At 65.9% G+C, this 21,321-nt stretch carries 20 protein-coding genes; 13 read left to right on the top strand and 7 right to left on the bottom strand.

From position 1 onward, the window contains the following. The first annotated feature begins 11 nt into the window (after positions 1–11). Positions 12–1,370 carry a bifunctional UDP-N-acetylglucosamine diphosphorylase/glucosamine-1-phosphate N-acetyltransferase GlmU gene (gene glmU, locus ACFQPG_RS10415; protein WP_380812760.1) on the top strand — a complete coding sequence of 453 codons (1,359 nt, stop codon included), beginning with the start codon at positions 12–14 and terminating at the stop codon, positions 1,368–1,370. After that, entirely contained in the window at positions 1,371–3,194 is a 1,824-nt protein-coding gene (gene glmS / locus ACFQPG_RS10410) for a glutamine--fructose-6-phosphate transaminase (isomerizing) (RefSeq protein ID WP_380812757.1), read from the top strand. Here glmS and ACFQPG_RS10405 read toward each other — a convergent pair whose 3' ends face one another. Beyond that, positions 3,195–4,103: a LysR family transcriptional regulator gene (locus tag ACFQPG_RS10405; RefSeq protein WP_380812754.1), complete on the bottom strand. Its 909-nt coding sequence runs from the start codon at positions 4,101–4,103 to the stop codon at positions 3,195–3,197. It lies immediately after the preceding gene. Positions 4,104–4,255: 152 nt separating this feature from the next. On the opposite strand from ACFQPG_RS10405, the gene ACFQPG_RS10400 reads away from it, so the two are divergent. Both ACFQPG_RS10400 and ACFQPG_RS10395 read left to right on the top strand, forming a co-directional pair. After that, positions 4,256–4,540 carry a hypothetical protein gene (locus tag ACFQPG_RS10400; RefSeq protein WP_380812752.1) on the top strand — a complete coding sequence of 95 codons (285 nt, stop codon included), beginning with the start codon at positions 4,256–4,258 and terminating at the stop codon, positions 4,538–4,540. Positions 4,541–4,602: 62 nt separating this feature from the next. Beyond that, positions 4,603–5,232, top strand: coding sequence for a superoxide dismutase family protein (locus ACFQPG_RS10395; RefSeq protein WP_380812749.1), 630 nt, complete (start codon positions 4,603–4,605; stop codon positions 5,230–5,232). Between the two features lie 352 nt (positions 5,233–5,584). On the opposite strand, the gene ACFQPG_RS10390 is transcribed toward ACFQPG_RS10395, so the two are convergent. Both ACFQPG_RS10390 and ACFQPG_RS10385 read right to left on the bottom strand, forming a co-directional pair. Continuing rightward, complete coding sequence (locus tag ACFQPG_RS10390; protein WP_380812746.1) at positions 5,585–6,703, bottom strand: S8 family serine peptidase; 1,119 nt, start codon at positions 6,701–6,703, stop codon at positions 5,585–5,587. A gap of 200 nt (positions 6,704–6,903) precedes the next feature. Next, complete coding sequence (locus ACFQPG_RS10385) at positions 6,904–8,460, bottom strand: type II secretion system protein GspD (RefSeq protein WP_380812744.1); 1,557 nt, start codon at positions 8,458–8,460, stop codon at positions 6,904–6,906. Positions 8,461–8,760: 300 nt separating this feature from the next. Here ACFQPG_RS10385 and ACFQPG_RS10380 point away from each other — a divergent pair, with 300 nt between their 5' ends. Continuing rightward, complete coding sequence (locus tag ACFQPG_RS10380; RefSeq protein WP_380812741.1) at positions 8,761–10,887, top strand: CHASE domain-containing protein; 2,127 nt, start codon at positions 8,761–8,763, stop codon at positions 10,885–10,887. A gap of 62 nt (positions 10,888–10,949) precedes the next feature. On the opposite strand, the gene clpA is transcribed toward ACFQPG_RS10380, so the two are convergent. Together clpA and ACFQPG_RS10370 are read right to left on the bottom strand one after the other, a co-directional pair. Beyond that, the gene (gene clpA, locus ACFQPG_RS10375) at positions 10,950–13,283 is read right to left on the bottom strand and encodes an ATP-dependent Clp protease ATP-binding subunit ClpA (protein ID WP_380812738.1); all 2,334 of its coding nucleotides are present in this window, start codon (positions 13,281–13,283) and stop codon (positions 10,950–10,952) included. Positions 13,284–13,387: 104 nt separating this feature from the next. Continuing rightward, positions 13,388–13,585, bottom strand: a complete 198-nt coding sequence (locus tag ACFQPG_RS10370; protein ID WP_380812736.1) for a DUF1192 domain-containing protein — start codon at positions 13,583–13,585, stop codon at positions 13,388–13,390. Between the two features lie 258 nt (positions 13,586–13,843). On the opposite strand from ACFQPG_RS10370, the gene ACFQPG_RS10365 reads away from it, so the two are divergent. From ACFQPG_RS10365 to queA, 7 genes are all read left to right on the top strand, one after another. Next, positions 13,844–14,836 (top strand): NAD(P)H-quinone oxidoreductase, encoded by a 993-nt coding sequence (locus ACFQPG_RS10365; RefSeq protein WP_380812733.1) that lies wholly within the window; start codon positions 13,844–13,846, stop codon positions 14,834–14,836. An 82-nt stretch (positions 14,837–14,918) separates the two neighbouring features. Then, entirely contained in the window at positions 14,919–15,611 is a 693-nt protein-coding gene (locus tag ACFQPG_RS10360) for a DUF1013 domain-containing protein (protein ID WP_380812730.1), read from the top strand. 32 nt (positions 15,612–15,643) lie between these two features. Then, entirely contained in the window at positions 15,644–15,889 is a 246-nt protein-coding gene (locus ACFQPG_RS10355; protein ID WP_380812727.1) for an exodeoxyribonuclease VII small subunit, read from the top strand. 19 nt (positions 15,890–15,908) lie between these two features. Continuing rightward, on the top strand, positions 15,909–16,793 hold the full coding sequence (locus ACFQPG_RS10350) for a polyprenyl synthetase family protein (RefSeq protein WP_380812725.1): 885 nt from the start codon (positions 15,909–15,911) through the stop codon (positions 16,791–16,793). 3 nt (positions 16,794–16,796) lie between these two features. Further along, positions 16,797–17,285 carry a pantetheine-phosphate adenylyltransferase gene (gene coaD, locus ACFQPG_RS10345; RefSeq protein ID WP_380812723.1) on the top strand — a complete coding sequence of 163 codons (489 nt, stop codon included), beginning with the start codon at positions 16,797–16,799 and terminating at the stop codon, positions 17,283–17,285. 9 nt (positions 17,286–17,294) lie between these two features. Next, entirely contained in the window at positions 17,295–17,945 is a 651-nt protein-coding gene (locus tag ACFQPG_RS10340; RefSeq protein WP_380812720.1) for a peptidylprolyl isomerase, read from the top strand. After that, positions 17,945–18,982 (top strand): tRNA preQ1(34) S-adenosylmethionine ribosyltransferase-isomerase QueA, encoded by a 1,038-nt coding sequence (gene queA, locus ACFQPG_RS10335; RefSeq protein ID WP_380812718.1) that lies wholly within the window; start codon positions 17,945–17,947, stop codon positions 18,980–18,982. Before ACFQPG_RS10340 ends, queA begins: the two co-directional genes overlap by 1 nt. Here the strand turns inward: queA and ACFQPG_RS10330 are convergent. Further along, the gene (locus ACFQPG_RS10330) at positions 18,967–19,722 is read right to left on the bottom strand and encodes a TSUP family transporter (RefSeq protein WP_380812715.1); all 756 of its coding nucleotides are present in this window, start codon (positions 19,720–19,722) and stop codon (positions 18,967–18,969) included. The two genes, queA and ACFQPG_RS10330, sit on opposite strands and share 16 nt — an antisense overlap. Positions 19,723–19,841: 119 nt before the next feature. Then, the gene (gene cpdR / locus ACFQPG_RS10325; RefSeq protein WP_380812712.1) at positions 19,842–20,219 is read right to left on the bottom strand and encodes a cell cycle two-component system response regulator CpdR; all 378 of its coding nucleotides are present in this window, start codon (positions 20,217–20,219) and stop codon (positions 19,842–19,844) included. A 114-nt stretch (positions 20,220–20,333) separates the two neighbouring features. Between cpdR and ACFQPG_RS10320 the strand changes: the two genes are divergently transcribed. Continuing rightward, positions 20,334–21,179, top strand: a complete 846-nt coding sequence (locus ACFQPG_RS10320) for an N-formylglutamate amidohydrolase (protein ID WP_380812709.1) — start codon at positions 20,334–20,336, stop codon at positions 21,177–21,179. The last annotated feature ends 142 nt before the right edge of the window (positions 21,180–21,321 follow it).

Here is a 21,321-nt window from a genome sequence, read left to right as displayed (position 1 = left end):
ATGGCACCGCGATGAGTTCCCCAACCATGCCCTTTTCCGTTGTGATCCTGGCCGCCGGCCAGGGCACCCGAATGCGGTCCGACACGCACAAGGTGCTCCATCCCATCGCCGGCCGGCCGATGCTGGAACACCTGCTCGACACGGTGGACCAGCTTGGCGCCGACCGGCGGGTCGTGGTGGTCGGCAAGGGACGCGAACAGGTCGAAGCGGCGCTGCAGGGGCACGACGCCACAATTGCCGTGCAGCACGAGCAGAAGGGGACCGGCCATGCCGTCCAGCAGGCGCAGGCGGCGCTTGGTGACTTCGACGGCACGGTGATCATCCTTTACGGCGACACCCCGTTCGTCGCTGCGGAAACCCTCGAAGCAATGCGCGCCCGCCTGGAGGAGCCGGACCAGCCTGCGATCGTGGTGCTTGCATCCTCTCCGGCGGAACCGGGCGCGTATGGGCGGGTGATCCTGGGCGATCGCGACCGAATCGCGCGCATGGTCGAATATCGGGACGCCAACCCGGCCGAGCGCGCCGTTCGGCTGTGCAACAGCGGCATGATGGCGGTCCGCTCCGGCGACCTGTTCGCCTGGCTTGGCAAGGTCGGCAACGCCAACGCAGCCGGTGAATATTACCTGCCAGACATCGTGATGGTAGCGGCCCAGGAAGGCCGCCATGCGGTCGCGATCGAAACGGAACCGTGGCAAACGGCGGGGGTCAACAGCCGGGCGGAACTCGCCGCGCTGGAACATGACTGGCAGAGCCGCCGCCGCATCCAGGCGCTGGAGGAAGGCGCGACCTTGATCGATCCGGATAGCGTCTGGTTCAGCTACGATACGCAGCTTGGTCGTGACGTCACGGTCGAGCCGCACGTGGTATTCGGGCCCGGCGTGTCGGTCGGCAACGGCGCGGCCATCAATGCCTTTTCCCATCTCGAAGGCGCAAGCATCGGTGAAGACGCAGAGGTCGGCCCATTTGCCCGGCTGCGGCCGGGAGCGGAGCTTGCGGCGGGGTCCAAGGTCGGCAACTTTGTCGAGGTCAAGAAGGCTCGGCTTGGCGCGGGCGCCAAGGTCAATCACCTAAGCTACATCGGCGATGCGGATGTCGGCGAGAAGGCGAACATCGGCGCGGGCACCATCACGTGCAACTATGACGGCTTCTTCAAATATCGCACGCAGATCGGGGCGGGGGCCTTTATCGGCTCCAACAGCGCGCTCGTCGCCCCGGTGGCAATCGGCGCCGGCGCAATCGTCGCTGCGGGCTCGGTCATCACCCGCGACGTGGCCGGGGAAGCGCTAGGCGTGACCCGGGCCGAGCAGAAGAGCCTGGGCGGCTGGGCCACCCGCTTCCGCGAACGCCAGCAAGCCAAGAAAGCTAAGTAGATGTGCGGGATCGTCGCGATCATCGGCAAGGACGCGGTTGCCGAGCGGTTGTTCGAGGGGCTCAAGCGGCTCGAATACCGCGGTTATGACTCGGCGGGAATCTGCACGGTGCATGAGGGTGCGTTCGAGCGGCAGCGGGCGGAAGGCAAGCTGGAGAACCTTGGCGCGAAACTCGCAGAGGACCGGCCGGAAGGAACCATCGGCATCGCTCATACGCGGTGGGCGACCCACGGCGCACCGACCGAGGGCAACGCCCATCCGCACATCGTTGGCCCAGTGGCGCTGGTTCACAACGGGATCATCGAGAACTTCAAGCCCCTGCGCGACGAACTGCTGGGGCAAGGCCGCGAGTTCCGGTCGGAAACGGACAGCGAGGTCGTGGCTCACCTGGTCGCTCGCGAAGTCGAAGGCGGCGCGTCGCCCGAGGACGCGGTGGCGGCGGTTCTTCCCCGGCTGCACGGTGCGTTCGCCATCGCCTTCCTGTTCCGCGATCATCCCGAGCTGGTGATCGGCGCGCGCATGGGCGCACCGCTGACGGTCGGCTACGGCGAGGGTGAGAATTACCTCGGTTCGGACGCGCTGGCACTTGCCTCACTGACGCGGCGTATCGCTTATCTGGACGAGGGTGACTGGGTCGTCGTTCGTCGCGATGCGGTGCAGATCTTCGACCGCCACAATGAGTCGGTGGAACGCAAGCTGGTGGACAGCGGTGCGTCGGCGGAGACGATCTCCAAGGGCAATCACGCGCACTTCATGCGCAAGGAGATTTTCGAGCAGCCGATCGTCGTCGCCCAGACTTTGCAAAGCTACGTTCGCGCGTACGAGGGCGAGGTGGCGATTCCGGCTGCCGACTTCGACTTCGCTGATGTCGACCGGGTTACCATCGTTGCTTGCGGGACCAGCTACTATGCCGGGCTGGTCGCCAAATACTGGTTCGAACGCTTCGCCCGGGTGCCGGTCGACATCGATGTCGCAAGCGAGTTCCGCTACCGCGACCCGGTGCTGGAGCCGGGCGGGCTGGCGCTGTTCATTTCGCAGTCGGGCGAAACCGCGGACACGCTGGCCGCGCTGCGCCATGCGCGAAGCCAGGAGCAGACGATCGCGGTCGTCGTGAACGTGCCGACCAGCTCGATGGCGCGCGAGGCCGACCTGCTTCTGCCGACGCGGGCGGGGCCGGAGATCGGGGTCGCCTCGACCAAGGCGTTCACCTGCCAGTTGGCAGTGCTGGCATCGCTAGCCGCCAACCTGGCCCGGGCCAAAGGCCGGCTGAGCGCGGAGGAGGAGCGAGACATCGTCGCGCATCTGCAGGAAGCGCCGGAAGCCTTGACCCGTGCGCTTGACCATGACGAGGATATCGCCGCCATGGCGCACCTAATCGTGCCGGCGCGCGACGTGCTCTATCTCGGCCGCGGGCCCGATTATCCCATGGCGCTGGAAGGCGCGCTGAAGCTCAAGGAAATCAGCTACATCCACGCCGAAGGCTATGCCGCGGGCGAAATGAAGCACGGACCGATCGCGTTGATTGACGAGGATGTGCCGGTGATCGTGCTCGCTCCCTCAGGGCCGTTGTTCGAGAAGACGGTCAGCAACATGCAGGAGGTGCGCGCGCGCGGCGGCAAGATCGTGCTGATCAGCGATGCCGTCGGGATTGCGGCGGCGGGCGAGGGCTGCATGGCCACGATCGAGATGCCGCAGGTCCACCCGCTGATCGCGCCGTTAATCTACGCAGTCCCGGTGCAGCTGCTCGCCTACCATGTCGCGGTGCTGAAGGGCACCGATGTCGACCAGCCGCGCAACCTCGCGAAGAGCGTCACGGTCGAGTAGTCAGGCGGCCGTGGAGGCGGTTTGCAATCGGCGGACATGGTCTCCGAGGCGCTCATAGAGAAAGTCCAGCACGAGTCTCACGGGAGGCAAGTGGCGGACTCTTTCATGGGTCAGGAGCCACAGGCTACGGCCCTCCACTGCTCGCGGCGGGTAGCAGCGGATGAGCTCGGGGTCGGCATCGGCGATAATGCAGGGCAGCACGGAGATGCCGAAACCGGAACGCACCCCCGTGAGCAGTCCCACGGGTGAATCGTGGTGCATGGCGACCTGCTCTTCCAGCCCGAGGCCTTGCAGCCAGAGCCGATAGGCCCGCCAGAGATTGCCGCCTCCGCCGCCAACGATGGCATGGTTGCGCAGGTCCTCGCGGGTGCGGGGGGCGCCGTGTGCGGCCGCATAGTCCCGACTGCAGTAGACGGTCCATTCGTCGCTACAAATGCGGCGTCCAGCAAGGCCGCCTCCAACCTCTTCGCCAATGCTGCGGATCGCAATGTCGGCCTCACCCGCTCCAAGGTCGCGAACGGCCAATGAGGTGTCCAGCTCGATGCGGATTTCCGGATGAAGCTCGTGGAGCTCACGGAGCATCGGCCCTAGAAGGCCTGCGGCTAGAAGGTCGTCGGTCGTGAGGCGCACAGTGCCTTTCGCCTCACGGGCCAGCGAACCGGCTTTCTGTTCCGCACCTTCGGCTGCCGCGGCCAGGGCTTGCGCGGAGGCGACCAGTGAAGCCCCTGCGTCGGTCAGCGCATAACCAGCCTGCCGCCGCTCGAACAAGGTGAGGCCAAGCGCCTCCTCCAGCGCGGCGATCCGCCGAGCCACCGTGGTCTGGCTGACGCGCAGTTCGCGTCCGGCCGCAAGGGTGCTGCCGGTACGGGCGACCGCGAGAAAGTAGCGCCAATCGTTCCAGTCGGTCATCGCTGGTCCTTTGCGCCCATTCGAGCCCCCGCGCATTCTGCATCATTGCAGAATGGTCGCGCAACATCGTTGCTTTCGCGGCCTGGCCGGGAAGCGTAGCTGATGGCTCAGACGCCGGCGTCGATCATCCACTCGAGACCAGGGGATCGACCATGACCATTCATCGTCCAAGAACCACCGCGGCCATTCTGTCGCTGTTCACGAGCTTGTCCGCCCTGAGCGCCTTCGTGCTCGCAACTCCGGTGCAGGCCGAGCCCCGCTCGGCGGCCCTGCGCGACCGCATCGCGGAAAGCTGCGCCGCCTCCGACGTGGATCTCGTTGGCAAGCGGCTGGCGCGGCAATGCCGGGCTGCCCTATGGGAGCAGGCACGTGCAGGCCGGCCGCAGTTGGTCTACCAGCGCCGCGGCAAGGCGATCGCGATTGTCGCCCTCCGCTGAACCGTTTGTCACGGCCGTCGTTTCACCTCCTTGATGCATTCAGCGCATCCGGAGGTGAAACGATGATCCGCCCTGTTCTTTGTCTAGCCGCCAGCGCCTTGGCGCTAACCGCCTGCAACCAGCGGGAAGAGGCGCGCGACGTCCTCAATATCCAGAACGACGCACAAGCCGTGCCCGTGAACGGCGCCACGGAGACGTTCGGGACTAGCACCACCGGAGCCGGTCAGATCCAGTCGGTTCCTTTGCGCACCGCGGATGGCCGCCAGGTCGGCAGCGCCTCAATGCGCGAAGAGGGCGGCGCTACGATCGTTACCGCCAGCGTCACCGGAATGCCGCAGGGCACCTACGGCATGCATATCCATGCGGTGGGCAAGTGCGAGGGGCCCAAGTTCGAGAGCGCCGGAGAGCATTGGAATCCGGGCCAAAAGAAGCACGGAAAGAACAACCCGCAAGGAGCCCATGCCGGCGATCTGGACAACCTGACCGTCGGGCAGGCCGGATCTGGCGGAGCGACGGTCAACCTTGCCGAAGCGCTCCGCGGTGGGCTGACACCGGTGCTGGACGAGAATGGCGCGGCGCTCGTGATCCACGCGAAGGCGGACGACTACCGGACCGATCCGAGTGGCAACAGCGGCGACCGGATCGCCTGCGCCATATTGGGTAGCGGCGCTGAAGCACCGCCGCGCGGCTGAGGCGGGTCTTAGCCCGAGCTGGCTGCGGCGCGCGCCTGCTTTTCAGCGAAGGCCGGCCCGGTCACGCTGGCCGCGACCGCAGCAACGGCTGCCAACATCAAGAATGGAACCAGCAGCGCTTTCATCGCCGTTCTCCCCAAGAACCCCGAGGGGAGACGTATCAGGGGCGGCTCACCGGCGCCATGACGTCACCGCGAATCTCATCGAGTGAGTCCCCCAGGTTACAGTTAATTGCGTTCTGCCAAGTTAGCCTCAAGCAGAATGAAGCTCGGCCGGCCCGAACGGATGAAGGGCGGCCTGCTTGCGCAAGCCGCCCCCCATCGTCGCCGTGATAGCCGGAGCCTTGCGGCTCTTACTTGACGCCGATCGGATCGGGGTTGCCGTCCGGGTCGCCGACGACGTTGCCGCCGAGGCGCGGTCCACCGGCGAGCAGCAGCCCGGCGAGGTGCGGCGTCGCCATCGAAGTGCCGCTGATCGTGTTGTAGCCGCCGTTCAGCCACGTCGACTTGATGGCCGAGCCGGGCTCAGCGAAGTCGATGGGCGGGTTGCCATAGTTCGAATAGCTCGCCCACTTGTCGCCGACCGCGAAGGCGGAAACGGTGAACACGTTCGGTCCATTGGCGCGGGCTGGGGAGTGGTTGTTGGCATGGTCGCTCTCGTTGCCCGCGGCGAGGGCGAACCGGACGCCGCCGGCCGCCGCATTGACCACCGCCTGATCCAGCGCGGTGCTGACCCCGCCGCCGAGGCTCATGTTGGCAACGTCGCCGGGACGGCCGTTCTGCGCGACATAGTCGACGCCGGCGATCACGCCCGAGTTGCTGCCGCTGCCGCGACGATCAAGCACGCGCACGGAGACGACCTTGGCGCCAGGAGCAACGCCGATCACCCCGATCGCATTGTCCATCGCCGCGATCGTGCCGGCGACGTGCGTGCCGTGGCCGTTCTGGTCCATCGGCGAGGAGTCACGGATGAAGCTGCGGCTCCGTGCGGTGTCGACGTTGAGGTCGGGGTGGGTAAGATCGATGCCGGTATCGATCACCCACGCGGTTGCGAAGGTGCCCGCTGCGCCGCCGCCGACGCGGGCGATGCCCCAGGGAGTCTCCTGCGCTGCCTGGACGGTGACTCCGCCGCCCGCACCCGCAAAGGGCTGGAACTGGCCGGTCGTGACGACCTGATCCTGCTCGCAATAGGCGATGTTTGGATTGTTGGCCTTCATGTTCTCGACGCCCTGTTCGGACGCGTTCACGGCGAAACCGCGGAGGGCGACGCTGTAGACATGCTTGAGCTGTGCGCCGGCGGCCTGGGCCGAACGGTTGGCCTCAGCCTGGGCGCTGCCGCGGGACACTGCACCGTCCTTGAACACGCAGATGTAGCTGCCCGCGATCTTTTCGCCCGGACGCTCCGCCTGAGCGGGCTGCGCGACAGCGAGCAGCGGCAGGGCCGCAACTGCGGACAAAAGCAACTTCTTCATCAAGATGACTCCCCGTTTTAAGCGATCAGTCAGCTGTGAGCCGACCGAACAACAGGAAGACTATCGGCGATTCGCGGCCTGTCTAGAGCAAAAAAACCAGTGATTACAATAATTTGCGGTTAATTATTAAGACTTTGCGTCATACGCAAAAGGCGCGGTGGAAGCCGCGTCCGGGAGCATTCGAGAAGAGGGGAATAGACTTAGTTGCCGGTGGGTTGCGCCCCCGCGGAATAAGCTGAGGGTGGTGGGGAGACTGGCGCTCCCGACGCGGATTGCGGTGCCTCGAACCGGCGATGCCGGACGATGTGCGGAGTGATGACGATGTAGAGCTCGGTCTTGGTGCGGGTCGCCCGCTGGACCTTGAACAGCTCGCCGGCGATCGGAATGTCGCCGAGCACCGGGATCTTGGACCGGCTCCTGAGCGAATTCTCCTGGGTCAGTCCGCCGATTACGAACGTCTCACCGTCGCGGACGGAGGCGGAGGTTTCAGCTTCCCGCTGGCTGATCGTCGGATAGCCCTGCGACGTCCCGGTTACGGAGGATACGACGCCATAGATCTGCGACGTTACGAACCCGTCTGAGCTCACCCGCGGGGCGATCTGAAGGGTGACGCCGACGTTGACGTACTGGACCTGCTGCGAAACGCCGTTGACGCCGGACAGGGTGATGGAGGTCAGGATCGGGATGGCGTCGCCGGTGATGATCTTGGCGGTGGAACCGCTTTGCGCCGCGATCCGCGGGCGTGACACGATTCGGCCTTCACCCCGTTGCACCTGCGCATAGATGGCAGCCTGCAGCGAGCCCGATGGCAAGATCTTGTTGGGATCGGTCCCGAACGGAAGGTTGGCCCCGGTCGTCAGGGTGCCGACGGCAATCTGACCATTGGCGTTGTTGAGATCGATCCCGATGTTCCGCGCGCCCGTTTCCGTCAGCTCCACAAACTGCGTTTCGAGGATTACCGAATCCACCGGCACGTCGATGAGCGCGATCTGCTGCTTGATGCGAGCGATGAAGTCCGGCGCGCCCGTGACCCAGATGGCGTTGAGGCGGCGATCGATCGCTAGGCCAGTGCCGGGAAACGATTGGCCGAGTGGCAGATTTTCCTGCTGCGCCTGGTTCTGGGCGCTGACGTAATTGGGCTGACTGCTGGACGCGGGGGAGCCGAAGCCGGGCTCCCGGCGGATGAAGATGTTGTTGGGCTGGATCGTGGTGCCGCTGACCAGCAGGCCGATGACCTCGCTGACGTCCGCGTAGCGCAAGAACACCAGTTCGTAGGCGTCGCCGGGGTTGTAGTCAGCATAAGCGGGGAGGTCGGTCGCCGGCACTACCTCTTCCGCAGTGGACCCGATGGGCCGGACGCCGGTCGCCTCGGCATCGCTGACGCGGGTGATCGTAACCTGGATCGAGCGGTCGCCGGCAGGTTCGGTCTTGACCCGGGCGGGCTGCGCCGTTTCGAAACGCAAGGCGAGGCCGCTGTCCGTCGTCGCGAACGAGGTCGAGCGGACGATGCCGCGCTGGCGGGCGCGCTCCGGAATACGCGGCGCGCGCAAGGTGGCGCGCATCAGCACTTCGGGCTGGGTCGGGTTGTTGTTCAGGGCCGAATGTTGCGGTTCGCGCGGGGAGAAGCGAAGGATGAAGGCAGCCTGCTGCTCGTCGGCGGTGACCAGCTTGATTTCTTCCAGAACGGAGGGCGCCATCTGCGCTGCGGCGGGAACGGCGCTGGTGAGCGCGATCAGCGGCAGGACGAGCGAAGCCAAGGAAAAGACGCGAAAACGTTGCGACTGTATCAAACGAAAACCCCACTCGCCCGACCCGGGCACCCCGACAAGCGTGCGCATTGGTAAGCCCCGAAAGGTATATTGCAAGCGGTCAGCTGTGCTTTGTCGGTCACGCAAGTCACGCAATTGACTGCGCTTTTCCACACTGCCAAGTGAGCCGCGCAATCCGGCGAAGAACCGAGTGGTAGGGGGAAAGGCGCGTGACTGGTGAATGCATTCGCCGCCGGGCACCCCGCTAGCTGGATGTTGTCTCTCCGACGGACTCTTCTTCCCGGACTCGTGCTGGTCGTGGGCTTGCTCGCGTCGCTGCTTGCAGCGTGGCAGCTGTCGCGGACCGAAGAGCGGCGCTCGCTGGCGCGTTTCGAGGGCCTGGCTGCGTCCGTGCAAACCGCGATAGCGAACAAATTGGATATGCAGCTTGCGTTGCTGCGGGGTACGCGAGGATTGTTCGCGGCATCGGGCGAGGTGAACACGCCGGAGTTCAACGCTTACGTCCGCAACCTGGACCTGGGCCTGAACTATCCCGGCATCCTCGGCATCGGGTTCGCACAGGTGGGGGTGCGGGGCAGGCCGGTTGAAGGTCACCACGAGGCGCAAGGGCGCATGGCCTCGTCCATCCGGTACCTCGCTCCGTTGAGCCCCCGGAACCGGGCCGCAATCGGCGTCGACATGCTGTCTGAGCCGACTCGCCGAACGGCTATGCTCCGAGCCCTGAACACCGGGCAGCCCGCACTCTCGGGCGTGGTTCGTCTGGTGCAGGAGATCGAGCCGGAGAAGCAGCCAGGTTTCTTGCTCTATGTGCCGGTTCAGGGCGGCCCGGGCGAGTTTCGGGGATGGGTTTACAGCCCTCTTCGCGGCCACGACCTGTTCGGCTCCCTGTTCGCCAAGCCTGAGTTCGCGGGAGCGCGAATCCGCGTCTATCTTGGGTCGCCTGCCGAAGCCTCCTTGCTGTTCACCAGCTCGGCCGGCAACGAGCAGCCGCGCCACTCGTCACGTCAGGCGATCGCCGTTGGCGGAACCACTCTTACCATCGACGTTGCCTCGACCGCTGCGTTTGAGCGGAGCTCACCCCTTGCATTGCCGTTGATCGTTTGGGTTTTGGGATCGCTGATCAGCGTGTTGTTCGCGGGGTTGGTGGACCAACAGCAGCGCAGCGTGGAGCGCACGACTCGCCAGGTCGCCTTGCGTACGGCGGAGCTGCAGGCTGCGAACACCCGCCTGCTGGAGGAGAGCGAGGCCCGCAGCAAGGCGGAGGCGCAGCTCCATCAGGCGCAGAAGATGGAGGTCGTCGGACAGCTGACCGGCGGCCTGGCCCACGACTTCAACAACATGCTGGCCGTGGTGATCGGAAGCCTGGATTTCGCCCGCCACACGGACGACGTCTCACGGTTGAAACAGCTGATCGACCAGGCGCTGAAGGGCGCGACCAAGGCTGCCGAGCTGACCCAGCGATTGCTGGCTTTTTCGCGGCGGCAGACGTTGATGCCGGACGTGGTCGATGTGAACGTGCTGGTCGCCGACATGTCCGAGCTGCTCCGCCGGACGCTTGGCGGTACGGCGCGACTGCAGACCTCACTGGCAGCGGACCCCTGGCCGGTGTTTGCAGACCCGGCGCAGGTGCAGAGTGCCATCCTCAACCTTGCGGTGAACGCCCGCGATGCAATGCCGAGCGGCGGGACACTGTCGATCGAGACCGGTAATTGCGAGCTCGACGAGGTTTACGCCGGCAGCCATCCCGGTGCGCGTGCCGGGCCGTTCGTGATGATCGCTGTCAGCGACACGGGCGAGGGAATGAGCGCCGAAGTCCAGGCAAAGGCGCTGGAGCCGTTCTTCACGACCAAGGGCGTGGGGCGGGGCACCGGCTTGGGACTCAGTCAGGTGTTCGGCTTCGTGAAGCAGTCGGGCGGGCACCTTGCGCTCTACTCGGAGCAGGGCCGCGGTACCACCGTGCGCCTCTACTTGCCGCGTCACGCCGGTGAGCTGTCCGTGGAGGAGCCGGCGGCGGCGGCCGACAACACGCCGCTGCCGCGTGGGCGTGCGGACGAGCTGATCCTTGCGGTCGAGGATGAGGAGGACGTCCGGCTGATGAGCGTGTCGGCGCTGCGGGACCTCGGCTACACCGTGGTCCATGCCGCCGACGGGGCGGCGGCCCTGCGCGAGCTCCAGGCCAACCCGGGTATCCGGCTGGTGTTCACCGACCTCGTCATGCCCGAACTGGACGGGGCGGAGCTGGCGCGGGAGGTGCGCGCCCGCTGGCCTCACATGAAGCTGCTGTTCACGACCGGCTACGCGCCGGGCGCGATGCTGAAGAGTGCCGGCCTCGGGGCGGGCGAGCTGATCACCAAGCCGTTCACCATCAGCGACCTGGCCCGTAAGGTGCGTGCGGTGCTGGACGGCGAACGGTAGGCGGCGTGAAGCGACGCGTCGTCAGTGTGAGGCGCGAGGCTGCCCCGCACTGACGAACGCGACTATTCCGCGGCCGGCGGCGGCTCGCTCGTGGCCCCGCGCCTGCCCTTGCTCTTCGGCTTGACCGCCTTGGGCGGCGAGGGCGTGATCTCGAACACGGGCGTGTTGTCCTTGATCCGGACCTTGACCTCACCACCGTGGACGAGCTTGCCGAACAGAAGCTCCTCGGCCAGCGGCTGCTTGATCTTTTCCTGCACCAGCCGGCCCATCGGGCGAGCGCCGTACAATTTGTCGTAGCCGCGGGTGGTGAGCCAGTCGCGCGCTTCCTCGTCGAGGTCGATGTGGACGCCGCGGTCCGCCAGCTGCATTTCCAGCTGGAGGATGAACTTGTCCACGACTCGCGCGACCACCGCCGGTGGGAGGTAGCCGAACGGCACCACCGCATCGAGGCGGTTCCGGAATTCGGGCGTGAACATCTTCTTGATCGCGTCTTCCTGCACGTCCTCGCGGCTCATCGCGCCAAAGCCGATGCTTTCGCGCGCCATGTCCGACGCCCCGGCGTTGGTCGTCATGATCAGGATGGTGTTGCGGAAATCGACCGTCTTGCCGTGGTGATCAGTCAGCTTGCCGTTGTCCATCACCTGCAGGAGGATGTTGAACAGGTCGGGATGCGCCTTCTCAATTTCGTCCAGCAGGAGCACGCTATGCGGCTGCTGGTCGACCGCGTCGGTGAGCAGGCCGCCTTGGTCGTAGCCGACATAACCCGGAGGCGCGCCGATCAGCCGGCTGACCGAGTGGCGCTCCATATATTCCGACATGTCGAACCGCTGCAGCGGGATGCCCATGATGGTGGCAAGCTGGCGGGCGACCTCGGTCTTGCCGACACCGGTCGGGCCAGAGAAGAGATAGTTGCCGATCGGCTTGTCCGGGTCGCGAAGACCGGCCCGGCTCAGCTTGATTGCCGATGCGAGCTTCTCGATCGCGAGGTCCTGCCCGAACACCACCCGCTTGAGGTCGGTCTCGAGGTTCTCCAGCACCCTCTTGTCATCGGAGCTGACGCTCTTCGGAGGAATGCGGGCCATGGTCGCGACGACCTGCTCGATCTCCTTGGGGGTGATCACCTTCTTCCGCTTTGACGGCGGCACCAGCATCTGCATCGCGCCGACCTCGTCGATCACGTCGATCGCCTTGTCCGGCAGCTTGCGGTCATGGATGTAGCGCGCCGACAGCTCCACCGCCGACTTGATCGCGTCGGGCGTGTAGCGGACGCCGTGGTGACCCTCGAACGAGGAGCGCAGACCGGCAATGATCTTGATCGTATCCTCGACCGTCGGCTCGTTGACGTCGATCTTCTGGAAGCGCCGGAGCAGCGCCCGGTCCTTTTCGAAGTGGTTGCGGAACTCCTTGTAAGTGGTCGAGCCGATGCAGCGGATCGCTCCGCTCGACAGGGCCGGCTTCAAGAGGTTGGACGCGTCCATCGCCCCGCCGCTGGTGGCCCCAGCGCCGATGACCGTGTGGATCTCGTCGATGAACAGGATGGCGTCGGGCAGCTTCTCCAGTTCGGACACGACGCTTTTCAGCCGCTCCTCAAAGTCGCCGCGATAGCGCGTGCCGGCAAGCAGCGCGCCCATGTCGAGCGCGTAGATCACCGCGGGCTTGAGCACCTCGGGCACGTCGCCCTCGATGATCTTGCGGGCCAGACCTTCGGCGATGGCAGTCTTCCCGACCCCCGGATCGCCTACGTAGAGCGGGTTGTTCTTCGACCTGCGGCAGAGGATCTGCACCGTGCGGTCGACCTCGGCCATCCGCCCGATCAGCGGATCGACCTTGCCGAGCTTGGCCTTTTCGTTGAGGTCGACGGTGAACTGCTTGAGCGCGGACTCCTTCTTGTCGCCCTTCTGCTCCGCTTTCTCTTCCGTGCCTTGAGGGGGCTGTTGCTGCTGTGCTTCGGCCGCTTCGCCCTTGCCGACGCCATGGCTGATGTAGGTCACGGCATCCAGCCTGCTCATGTCCTGCTGCTGCAGGAAATAGACCGCGTAGCTCTCCCGCTCGGAGAATAGCGCGACGAGCACGTTGGCGCCGGTCACCTCATCGCGGCCTGAGGACTGGACGTGGAGGATGGCGCGCTGGACCACGCGCTGGAAGCCGCTGGTGGGGGTCGGATCGGTGCCGCTGTCCGCGACCAGGGCGCCAAGCTCCCCGTCGAGATATTGCTTCACTGTCGCCTTGAGCTCGTCGCGATTGACGCCGCAGGCAATCATCACCTTGGACGCATGGGCATCGTCGACCAGCGCCATCAGCAGATGTTCGAGGGTCGCATATTCGTGACGCCGCTGCGTCGCCTGGCCCAAGGCCTTGTGGAGGGTTTCTTCAAGTTCGCGAGCAAAACTCGGCATCACTGGCTCCTGCGCTGGAAGGCAAAAGACCCTCCGGACTTGTGGCTAATGTCGTAGGCGGTCGAGGCCCGCGCAAGGGCCTGCCTGGCGTCCGGGGACGAGGCCTATCGCTTGAACAGCGCATCGGCTGCGGAGCGGTGCTGCGCCGCCTGCGCCATATGGGCCTGCACCCGCGCGATCTCCGCCGTCAGCGCTTCGATGCGCGCTTCCAGCTCTTCTCCCGACATCGGATCGAGGTCCTGCCGGGCCAGCAGAACCAGCGGATCGTCCGGCTTTGACGGAAAGAGATCGTCGAGGTCCATCGACCGAACCGTCGGACCTCGCCGCGATGCTGTCAACAGCGTTGCGGCAGGCGGACGCCGCGAACCACCGGAACGTAGCCGGGAGAGCACAGCTAGCTGCCTACGGCTGACGATATTGCCAACAATGTCTGCTGCGGCCGGAGCGCGTGCCGCCGCCGATATCCTGAGCAGCAAGGACGAGGAGACGCATCTTTCCCCTTTCGCTTGAAGGCAAGCTGACGCAGTGGGTTCCAATCGTTCGCTTGCCAGGAGATAAAGATGGACCTGCCGGAAACGATGACGGCGGTCGGCGTGGATCAGCCCGGCGGGCCTGAGGCGCTGCGCACCGTGGAGCGTCCTGTGCCGCGCCCGGGTCCGGACGAACTGCTGGTTAAGGTCGCGGCGGCGGGGGTGAACCGGCCGGACGTGCTGCAGCGGCGCGGCTTCTACCCGCCGCCACCGGGCGCCCCTGACATTCCCGGCTTGGAAATCGCGGGAACTGTGGTCGACGCCGGCCGCGGCGCAAGCCATTGGATTGGGCAGCCGGTCTGCGCGCTCGTCGCAGGCGGCGGCTATGCCCAATATTGCGTGGCCCCGGTCGGAACCTGCCTGACGGTGCCGGAGGCGCTCGCCATGGAAGAAGCGGCGGCGCTGCCGGAAACCTTGTTCACCGTGTGGGTCAACCTGTTCGAGCGCGGGTTTGCGACGGAGGGCGAGTGGGTCCTCGTCCATGGCGGGACCAGCGGGATCGGGACCATGGCGATCACGCTCGGGCGGCTGTTCGGGCTGAAGGTGATCGTGACCTGCGGCACCGAAGAGAAATGTCGTCGCGCCAAGGAGATCGGAGCGGCTGCTACGATCAACTATCGGGAGCAGGATTTCGAAGTGGAGGTGGACAGGCTGACCGGCGGACGCGGCGTGTCGGTGGTGCTCGATATGGTCGGCGGCGACTATCTGCCGCGCAACCTGCGCTGCCTCGGCGAAGAGGGCCGGCACGTTTCGATCGCCACCCAGGGAGGGCCGCGAGCCGAACTCAATATCGTCGACGTGATGCGTTACAGACTGACTCTCACCGGCTCAACGCTCCGCCCGCGCAGCATCGCCTTCAAGAGCGCGGTCGCTGACGAGCTGAAGCGTAACGTCTGGAGCTTCGTTGAAAGCGGCCAGCTTCGCCCGGTGATGGACCAATGCTTTCCTCTCGCCGAAGCGGCCGCGGCGCACGCCCGAATGGAGGCGGGGGATCATGTCGGCAAGATCGTCCTCTTGCCCTGAACCGAGCAGCGGCGTAAGCGCTTCGGCAACGCCCGGCCGCTCCTGATGGGGGCGGCCCTTTTTGTAACCGGAGACTCTTCGCATGGCCCAGCCGCTCATGCCCCACGCCACCGCCGCCTGGCTGGTCGACAACACCGCCCTTTCCTTTGATCAGATCGCGGAATTCTGCGGCCTCCATATCCTGGAAGTGCAGGCCATCGCCGACGACACCGCGGCGACCAAGCTGACCGGCCGCGATCCGATCCGTTCGGGCGAGCTGACACACGAGGAGATCGAGAAGGGGCAGGCGGATCCGGACTACCGGCTGCAGATGCACAAGGCGCCCGATCCCGTCACCCGCACCAAGGGCCCGCGCTACACGCCGGTTTCCAAGCGTCAGGACAAGCCCGACGGTATCGCCTGGATCATCCGCAACCATCCGGAAGTCAGCGACGGCGCGATCGGCAAGCTGATCGGCACCACGCGCACGACCATTGCGGCGATCCGTGATCGGACCCACTGGAACATGGCCAACATCCAGCCCAAGGATCCCGTCACGCTCGGCCTGACCAGCCAGCGCGAACTGGATGCCGCCGTCGCCAAGGCCCAAAAAGCCGCTGGCATGAGCGAGCGGGTCGACACGCGCTTCGAAGGGGATCGCCAGTCGCTGATCGACCAGCTCCGCGCCGAGCGCGAGCAGCATGCACGCGATGCCGACGCGGCGCTGAACGAAGCGGAGCACGGCCGCCCTGGCGAGATCGTTCCGGGAATCCTCGACCCGTTCAAGCGCGCTTGATTCCCCTGCCGGCATCGGTCAGGTCTTGAGTGATGGACGCAGGGGGCGAACCGAACGCACTGAGCTTTGAGGCGGCATTGGGCCGGCTGGAGGAGATCGTCCGGCTGCTGGAGCGTGGCGAGGCTCCGCTTGATCAGTCGATCGACCTTTATCAGGAAGGTGACCGCTTGCGGCGCCTGTGCGAGGAACGGTTGAAGTCAGCGCAGGCGCGCATCGACGCCATTGCGCTTGGCCCTGACGGACGGCCGCGCGGGACGGTGCCGTTTGACGGCAGCTAGGTCGGTGGAGAGTCCCTGCGTGGACCTGGGGAGTGAGATCCGCCGCGTCGGCGACGCAGTCGACCAGCTGTTCCAACATTATCTCGCCGATCGCGGCGACGGGCGCGATCATCTGTTCGCGGCGATGCGCCATGCGGCGATCGGTGGGGGCAAGCGGCTTCGGCCATTGCTGACCGTGGCCTCGGCGCGGTTGTTCGGGGTGGACGAAGCGCGCGCGATCCGCGCCGGTGCGGCGATCGAGGCGATCCACGTCTATTCGCTGATCCACGACGACCTGCCGTGCATGGACGACGACGATCTTCGCCGCGGCAAGCCGACCGTGCACAAGGCCTATGGCGAAGCCGCGGCCGTGCTGGCCGGGGACAGCTTTCACGCCATTGCCTTCGAGATCATGGCCGAGGCCGCGACCCACGAAGACCCGTTCGTCCGCTCCGAACTCGTGCTGGAGTTGGCGCGGGCTTCTGGTCCCGACGGCATGGCCGGCGGGCAGATGCTCGACCTTGCTGCCGAGGGCCAGCAGTCGGATCTTGCCGCCGTGACGCGGCTTCAGCAGCTGAAGACAGGCGCCTTGATCGAATATGCGGTCGAGGCAGGCACGATCATGGGCCGGTTGCCGGAAGAAGGGCGCACCCGCTACCGGGGCTACGCCCGCAACATCGGGCTGGCGTTCCAGATTGCGGACGACCTGATCGACCACGCGGGTGACGAGGCGGCTGCGGGCAAGCGCGTGGGCAAGGACGCGGCCGCCGGCAAGGCGACTTTCGTATCAGTGCTCGGCGAAGAACGTGCGCGGGCCCAAGCGGGGATTCTCGTCGACCAGGCAATCGAGCACCTTCATGATCATGGGGCCGAAGCCGACCTGCTCCGGGCCATCGCCCGCTTCGCAATCAACCGGGATCGCTAGGCGATGGCCGATCGCACCGCGGTTTATCCGGGAACCTTCGACCCGATCACCCTCGGGCACCTGGATATCATCCAACGCGGTTCGCGGCTGGTCGATCGCCTGGTTATCGGCGTCACGACCAACCCGTCCAAGGAACCGATGTTCACCGTCGCCGAGCGGCTGGCAATGGTTCAGCGGGAGATCGCCGGCATGGCCAACGTCAAGGTGGTCGAGTTCGATTCCCTGCTGATGGATTTTGCCGAGCGGGAAGGGGCTGCGATGATCCTTCGCGGACTGCGGGCCGTCGCCGATTTCGAATATGAGTATCAGATGGCCGGCATGAACCAGCAGCTCAACGACCGCATCGAGACGGTCTTCCTAATGGCCGACGCCTCGCTCCAGCCGATTGCGTCACGGCTGGTTAAGGAGATCGCGCGCTATGGCGGCTGCATCGCCCCGTTCGTCACCCCCGCGGTTGCTGCGGATGTCGGCGCCAAGCTTCCCGCGAGATAAGAGGTTCGCATGTCCAAGACCCTGTTCGCACTGCCTTTCTTCGGACTGGCGCTGATCGCCGCTGCGCCCGCTCCACAAGGGGCCCCGGCTGCTCCGGCTTTGCCGATCGTGGCGCCGGCGGACATCGCCGCGAACCTTGCCAATCGCCTGACGCTGGAGCTGTCCAACGGGGGGCAGGTGGTAGTCCAGCTCCGTCCCGACGCGGCGCCGCTGATGGTCCAGCGGGTCCAGTCGCTGGTTCAGTCGGGCTTTTACAACGGCCTGCCTTTTCACCGGGTGATCCCAGGTTTCATGGCTCAGGGCGGTGATCCCAAGGGTGACGGGACCGGCGGCTCGCCGCTGCCTGATCTGAAGGCCGAGTTCAACGGCCTGCCGCACTTGCGTGGGACGATGGCAGCGGCGCGTGCGGAGGATCCAAACAGCGCCAACAGCCAGTTCTACATCATGTTTGCGCCACGGGTGTCGCTGGACGGCAAGTACACCGTGTTCGGGCGGGTGGTCTCCGGAATGCAGTTTGTGGATAGCATCGCCGTGGGCGAACCGCCCGCCGAGCCGACGCGGATCGTTCGGGCGACCCTCGGCGGGCCGGTCGCGGTTGCGGCTCCGGTGCCGGCGGCCACACCGGTTCAAGCCGCGGAGCCAGCCCCCGCTACCAACTGATGCGGGTCGACCTTTTCGATTTCGACCTGCCGCCGGAGCGAATTGCGCTTCGGCCAGCGCGTCCGCGCGATTCGGCACGCCTGCTGCTGGTCGAAGGCGAAATGATCTCGGACCGCGCCATTCTCGACCTGCCGCAACTGCTCCGGCCGCAGGACGTGCTGGTCTTCAACGACACCAAGGTCATTCCCGCGCAGCTCGAAGGCCGGAAGGGCGAGGCGAGCATCGGCGCGACCTTGCACAAGCGCGAGGGTCTGCGCGGCTGGTGGGCGTTCGTCCGCAATGCGCGGCGACTCAAGTCTGGTGATCGGGTCGACTTCGCCGCCGATGTGGCGGCCTCGGTGGTGGAAAAGGGGGCGGACGGCTCGGTCCTGCTTCACTTCCATGGTGAGGAGCCGGTTGAAGTGCTGCTGCACCGCGCCGGGACGATGCCGCTCCCGCCGTATATCGCGTCGAAGCGGGTAGTCGATGCGCAGGATGCGAGCGACTACCAGACCCTGTTCGCACGGGAGGAGGGCGCCGTCGCCGCCCCTACCGCGTCGTTGCACTTCACCGAGCGCCTGATCTCGGCGCTGGACGAGACGGGCATCAAGCGCGAGACGCTGACCCTTCATGTCGGCGCCGGGACTTTCCTGCCGGTCAAGGCGGAGGATACGGCGGACCATCGGATGCACGCCGAATGGGGCCGTGTGGACGAGGCCACGGCCGAGCGGCTCAACCAGGCACGAGCCGCGGGCGGGCGGTTGATCGCGGTTGGCACTACCGCGCTGCGATTAATCGAAAGCGCGGCTGACGAGGACGGAAAGGTGCGTCCGTTCGAGGGCGACACCAGCATCTTCATCACGCCGGGCTATCGCTTCAGGGCGGTAGACGGCCTCGTGACCAACTTCCACCTGCCTCGGTCGACCCTGTTCATGCTGGTGTCGGCGCTTATGGGCCTGGACGTGATGAAGCGCGCCTATGCGCACGCGATCGACGCGGGCTATCGCTTCTACAGCTACGGTGACGGCAGCCTGCTGCTCCCTCAGCCGGCGAAATAGCCCCACAGCAGGCGCGCGGTCATGGCGATGCTGATCGCGACCAGCAGTGGGCGGATCAGCCGCGCGCCGAACTTCATCGCGGTGTGACTGCCGAGCCAGCCGCCAAGCATCGCTCCTGCCGCCATGCACAGGCCGAGCAGCCACAGCACCTGACCGCCCCACGCGAACAGCAGCACGGACGCGATGTTGCTGGTCCAGTTGAACAATTTGGTGAGGGCCGTCGCTTTCGTCAGTCCATAGCCGCGCAGCGCGACTAGCGAAGTGGTGAAGAAGGTCCCCGTGCCCGGACCGAAAAAGCCGTCATAGAAACCTATCGCTCCGCCGACCGGAGCGTAGCCGGTGCTCGACAGGCGGTGATGTGCATCCTCGTCGCTCATCCGCGGGGATAGCAGGACGTATAGCGCCACAATGAACAGCAGCACCGGGATGAGCAGGTTCAGCAGCCTGGTCTCGATGCTCTGCACCACTAGGCAGCCGACAGCCGCGCCCACGAAGACAATGGCTACAGTGACCAGATTGCGCCGCCACTCGATCAGGCCGGAGCGGGCGTAGTTCCTCATCGCCATCATCGTCCCGAACATCGACTGGAGCTTGTTCGTGCCGAGCGCGTGCAGCGGCGGCACTCCGGCGAACAGCAGGGCGGGCATCATGATCAGCCCGCCGCCGCCCGCAATGGCGTCGATGAAGCCGGTGAGGACTGCGACTGCGGTAAGGGTGGGGTAAACCCAGGGTTCGATCATGCGCGTTCTATAGCGGCGAAAACGCTCTTCGATATGCCGCGTGCGCGGCTACTCACGACTGCAGCAGGTGCAGCTATGGACACCCCGAATAGTCGTTGGGGAAAGTCGAAGAACTCGGCTTACAGGCGCCCGTGCTGGTCTTCGGTCTGGAAGATGCGGTCCACTTCGGCGACGAGGTCCTTGAGGTGGAAAGGCTTGGACAGCATCTTGGCTTCCGGCGCGGTGCGGCCGCTCTGCAGCGCGACGGCGGCGAAGCCGGTGATGAACATGACCCGGATCGCCGGGTCGATCGCGGAAGCTTTCTGCGCCAACTCGATCCCGTCCATCTCCGGCATGACGATATCGGTCAGCAGCAGGTCGAAGCGATCGCTTTCGAGAAGCGGCATCGCTTCCGTGCCGCAGCCGACGGCGACCACGTCGTAACCCACGCGCTGCAGAGCCCGCGCGAGATATTCGCGCATGGACGTGTCGTCCTCGGCCAGAAGAATCCTGATCATGTCCGGACTGTATGCGCCTACCGCTTAATTTTTTCCAGCATGCTGTTCAACGCGACTCCCGAAACGGGGCAGCGGTTGATGGGCCTCCGTGCATGCCGTAGAAACAAGGTGACCGTGGACCGATCGCCGCTTCCTCCTGCAGACGTCATTCCGCTGCGTGGCCGGCTGCCGGTCATCCTTTCGGTCCCGCATTCCGGCCGCGACTATCCCCGCTGGGTGCTGGATCTCAGCCGGCGCGGCCGCGGATCGCTGGCCTCGCTCGAAGATCCGTTGGTAGACCGACTGGTGTGGCGCGCCTTGAACCTCGGCTGCGCGGCGGTGATCGCCCGCACGCCGCGCGCAGTCATCGATTGCAACCGCTCCCTGGTCGAGATCGATCCAACCATCATCGCTTCGGCTCCGGACTGCGACCCCGGTCCACGCGCCCGCGGCGGACTGGGCATCGTGCCGGCGCGCACTCCTCGCGACGGGGAACTCTGGCGGCGCAAGCTGACTACTCGCGAATTGGAGCGCCGGCTGGAGGAGGTCCACCGCCCCTACCACGAGGCGCTCGCCGCGGCGATCGCCCGGACAACGGCGCAGCACGGCGAAGTCGTGCTGCTCGACTGTCATTCGATGCCGCCCCGCGCGGGGCAGGTGCCGGTGGTGATCGGCGATCGCTTTGGACGAACTGCCGCGGCGTGGATCGGTGATCTTGCGCGCCGCACGGCGGAAGCCCACGGCTTCAAGACCGCAATGAACGATCCCTATGCGGGCGGCTGGATCGTCGAGCGGCACGGCCAGCCGGCGGAAGGGGTGCATGCCCTCCAGGTCGAGATCGACCGAACGGCCTACCTCGACGCATCCTTCGACGATCCCGGCCCGGGCTTCGACAAGGTGGCGAAACTGTTCGAGGCGCTGGTCAGCGACCTGGGCGAAGCCTTGCTTGACCGGCAGGCCCTGCGCGCCGCCGCCGAATAAAAAAAGGCCACCCCCTCACGGAGGGGATGGCCAGGTCCAGGGAGGGACGCACCCGCAGGATGCGCCTGCCGGCAGGCGAAAGGGGGAAACGCGCCGCCGGCATGATCCGAAGATGGGAAACCGGTGCGCGCTCGACAAGGTT

This window comes from Sphingomonas sp. GCM10030256, from assembly GCF_042666415.1.
Taxonomy (GTDB): domain Bacteria; phylum Pseudomonadota; class Alphaproteobacteria; order Sphingomonadales; family Sphingomonadaceae; genus Sphingomicrobium.
The sequence above is the reverse complement of the archived record's forward strand: the minus strand, read 5'-3'. Positions and strand labels throughout refer to the sequence as shown.